This window comes from Actinocorallia lasiicapitis (assembly GCF_054778695.1).
In genome coordinates this window covers 1-4175 of record NZ_BAAGZI010000465.1, presented here as the reverse complement: position 1 = coordinate 4175, position 4175 = coordinate 1, and the positions used below count along the sequence as shown (strand labels likewise).

Below are 4175 nucleotides of genomic sequence, written 5' to 3'. Positions count from 1 at the left end.
GGGCGCGGGCACGGTCGGCACGATCCGCACGGTCCGCGCCTTCTGCCGCGGCAGCAGCGCCGCAGTCCCGATCCCCGACGGCCCGAGCCGCAGCGCGGGCCGCAGATCCTGCTCCCGGTACCGGTGGGTGCCGTGGTGCCAGTTGAGGATGGCCGCCGCCCAGTCGCGCAGCTCGTCCATATAGGAGGAGAGCGCGGCGCGGGCGGCGTCGTCGAGGTCGAACCGGTCGGCGACCACCGGCAGCTCGGTGGCGATCAGATGCTCGAACTGCTCCAGCCGCGACGTCATCAGCTCGTTCGCGATCCGGACGGCGTCCTCACGCGACACGTCGAGGAAGTTCTGGATCACCAGGACGATGTTGTTGACCTCGCCCTCGAACTCGATCTCCTTCTGGTAGCTGAAGACGTCGTTCATGAAGGTCGCGTAGTCGGAGACCGCGTGCTCGATCTGCCGGACCGTCCTGGTCCGGAACAGCTCGGCGGGCAGCAGATGCCCGCGGGCCAGCCGCGCCAGCGACATGGTCAGATCGGAGCCGAAGGTCAGCCGGCGCATCTCGACGTAGTCGACGGGGTCGGGGATCCGGTTCTGCGCGACGCAGAACAGCTCCCACACCATCGCGTCCATCATCACCTCGACGGCCCGCCGGAACTCGCCGCGCCCCCGCTCGTCCAGGGTGACGGCCGTGCGCCGCCACACGTCGGTGAGTCCGCGCTCCAGCGGGCTCACCGGCTCGGGGGTGGGGCCGAGGTCGACGGGCATGAACAGCCGGAGCCTGTCGACCAGGGCCTTCGCTCCGGTCAGGTTCTTGCCGAGGACCTTCGGCAGATAGTCGTCGATGTAGGTGCCCCAGGTCAGCCAGTTGGCGGACAGGGCGAGCTGGTCGAAGGTGGCGTCGGGGTCGATCCCCGCGGCGCAGAGCGTGAAGTCGAAGCCGTGGAGCTGCTCGGCCGTCCACACCCCTTCCGAGGTGAACCCCTGGGCGGCCCCCCACGAGTCGTGGATCTTCCTGACCTCGTCGAGATGCGGGCTGATGCTCAGCGGGTACGGCATGTGGAAGTCGGGCAGGTCCGTCGGGCCGACCGGCTCGAACGGCCGGTGGGTGAAGGACTTGAACCGGCCGTAGCCGAGGTTGGCGGGGGACGGCGGCCGCGCGCCGACAGTCCCGATCCCCGACGGCGAGTACCGCAGCGCCCCCTTGTTCATGTACCGGCTGGAGCGCATGTGCCATTCGTGGCCGCCGGACTGCCAGTCCTGCAGCCCCTTCACATAGCCGGCGACCGCGGCCCGCTCCGCCGGGTCGAGCGCCAGCTCCTCGAAGAGCGGCGGCACCTCGAGCACCGCCGTGTTGTCGAACTGGTAGAGCCGCGAGGACAGCAGGTCGTTGGTGGCGTCGGCGGCCTGCTGGGTGCTCAGCCCGAAGAACCGCTCGAACACCAGCACCGCGTTGGACAGCTCGCCCTCCTCCCGCGCCTCCCGCTCGTAGGAGAACAGGTCGTTGCGCAGGTGGACGGCGTCGGAGAAGGTGTCGGTCAGCACCCGCAGCGGACGGCTGGACGCCGCCCGGTCGGGCAGTTCCGAACCGGTCGCGTACTCGATGATCCCCGCCGACCAGGGCGCGCCGCCGACCCGCCGCCGCATCTCGACGTACTCGATCGGGTTGGCGACACGTCCGGTGTCGATGTTGGCGAGCTCCCACTGCGACTCGTCCAGCAGGGCGCGGGTGGCGTCGGCGAACCGCTCCCGCCAGCCGCGCCCCATCACCGGGATGGTCCGCAGCCAGAGATCCTTCAGCCCGGCCTCGACCGGATTGGTCGGCTCAGGGATCTCCACACCGTCCTCGACCGGCATGAACGCCGCCAGCCGGTCGAGGTAGGTCTGGGCGCCCGCCAGATCGCGAGTGCGTTTGAACTCCTCAAGGAAGTGGTCGTCGAAGTAGAACACCCAGACGTACCAGTCGTTGACCGTGTCCAGGACGGGCCCGGGCGAGTCCGGGTGGGTGTAGGCGCTGAGCAGGGCGTAGTCGTGGGCGTCGTACTCTTCCTCGGTCCAGATCGGCGAGCTGTTCCGCTCTTCGTCCTCGAGGATGCCCATCTCGTAAGCCCACTTCCGCGAATGCTCGCGGGTGGCGTCCACATGCGGGTTCAGCCGCGCCGGATACGGCAGATAGAACTCCGGCAACTCGAAGGGCTGCACGTCCTGCGCTTCCGTGTTAAGAGTGGGCGATCTCGACGTTCTCGAGCACCCCGAGCGCGTCGGGGACGAGAACGGCGACCGAGTAGTAGGCCGAGACCAGGTACTGGATGACGGCCTGCTCGTTGATGCCCATGAACCGGACCGACAGCGACGGCTGGTACTCGTCGGGGATGCCGGTCTGGTGGAGGCCGACGACGCCCTGGTCGTCCTCGCCGGTGCGCATGCAGAGGATCGAGCTGGTGGCCTGGTCGGTCACCGGGATCTTGTTGCAGGGGAAGATCGGGACGCCGCGCCAGGCCGGGATGTGGTGGTCGCCGACCACGATCGGGGTCGGGTAGAGGCCGCGCTTGTTGCACTCGCGCCCGAACGCCGCGATGGCGCGCGGGTGGGCGAGGAAGAACTTCGAGCCCCGGCGGCGGGAGAGCAGCTCGTCGAGGTCGTCGGGGGTGGGCGGGCCGGAGTGGGTCTGGATCCGCTGGCGCAGGTCGGCGTTGTGGAGCAGGCCGAACTCCGGGTTGTTGATCATCTCGTGCTCCTGGCGTTCGCGCAGGGCCTCGATGGTCAGCCTGAGCTGCTGCTCGACCTGGTTCATCGGCTCGTTGAACAGGTCGGCGACCCGGGTGTGCACCCGCAGCACCGTCTGCGCGACCGACAGCTCGTACTCGCGGGGAGCGCCCTCGTAGTCGACGAACGTGCCGGGCAGGACCGGCTCGCCCTCATGGCCCGACGCCATCGCGATGGCCTTTTCGCCGTACTTGTTCTGCTCGGGGACGGGGCTGCCCAGATAGGCGGTGACCTGCGCCTGGAGCGACGGCGACTGGTCGAGGATCTGCCGGAAGTCGGCGCGGGACAGGGTCAGCACCGTCGCCGGGGTCTGGGTGCGGAGCGTGTACTCCCACGCCTGCTCCGACAGCAGCGCGTCGGAGCCGGTGAAGTCGCCGTCGGCGAGGGTGCCGAGCTGGGCCTCCTCACCGTATTTCGAGGTGCCGATCTTCTGGATCTTGCCGTGGGCGATCAGGATGACCTCGGCGGGCTGGCCCGCCTCGGCGATCAGCTCGCCGGGGCCGACGTCGCGCTGGGCGCAGCGGTCGGCCAGGGCGCGCAGCACGTCCTGGTCGTCGTAGCCGCGGAGCACGGCCAGCTCGCCGAGCTCGGCGGGGATCACCTGGACCCGGGAGCCGGTCGAGATGAACTCGATCCGGCCGTCGCCCACGGTGTAGGTGAGCCGGCGGTTGACCCGGTAGGCGCCGCCGGAAACCTGGACGAACGGCAGCATCTTGAGCAGCCAGCGGGAGGTGATCTCCTGCATCTGCGGGGGAGTCTTGGTCGTGGAGGCGAGCTGGCGGGCCGCCGCGACGCCCAGGCTGAGCTGATCGGCCGGGCCCGACCCGTTGGAGCCGGCGTTGGTGCGATCGACTGTCTCGGTCATGAACTACCGCCTTTTGCAGTTGTAGCGGGGGGAACCTACGGCGTGAAAATTACTCACAGTGCGCACAAGATCACAACAGGTATTCACCTGTCCATTCGGTAACAGCCCGGTTCGCGGGGTCAATGCGCCTTGAAAATGGCTCCGGTCACGGCCGAAACCACCGTGGAAACCACCGCTACGGCCAGGATCGAGCCGAAGGGATTGCGCTTTTCTTGGAGTGGGCGAAATTTCTGTCTTTTACGGAACTCGACCGCCACCACCTCGGGATCTCTCGCCTTTGGAGGCTTCGCTGTGGCCTTTTCCGTCGGCTTGATGGAAGGTGAGGCGATAATCGGACTTGACGCTTCTGTCGGTATTTGTTCTGCGACGTCAGGCGTTGTCGGATTAATGGTGGGTTTCGGCGGAATCGGGGGTGGAGTGAAAGTCGGGTGCGGAGGCAGCGGGGTGGGCTTCGGCGGCGGCGGAATCGGCGTCGGTTTCGGCGGTGCCGGGATCGGCGCCGGTTGGGGTGGCGCGGGCGGCTCGGGAGCCGGTGCGGGAGGGGCGGGCGGCG

At 68.5% G+C, this 4175-nt stretch carries 3 protein-coding genes; all 3 read right to left on the bottom strand.

Annotated features, from left to right (window positions below; genetic code table 11):
* A partial coding sequence (locus ACYVE7_RS30295; RefSeq protein WP_460369503.1) for a terpene synthase family protein occupies positions 1-2193 on the bottom strand: 2193 nt, incomplete at its 3' end.
* A 16-nt stretch (positions 2194-2209) separates the two neighbouring features.
* Positions 2210-3622: a family 2B encapsulin nanocompartment shell protein gene (locus ACYVE7_RS30290; protein ID WP_460369502.1), complete on the bottom strand. Its 1413-nt coding sequence runs from the start codon at positions 3620-3622 to the stop codon at positions 2210-2212.
* 119 nt (positions 3623-3741) lie between these two features.
* Positions 3742-3882, bottom strand: a complete 141-nt coding sequence (locus ACYVE7_RS30285; protein ID WP_460369500.1) for a hypothetical protein — start codon at positions 3880-3882, stop codon at positions 3742-3744.
* Positions 3883-4175 lie beyond the last annotated feature (293 nt).

Excerpts from the sequence above, each read along its gene's own strand:
- ACYVE7_RS30290 (WP_460369502.1), bottom strand. The coding sequence starts at position 3,622 with ATGACCGAGACAGTCGATCGCACCAACGCCGGCTCCAACGGGTCGGGC.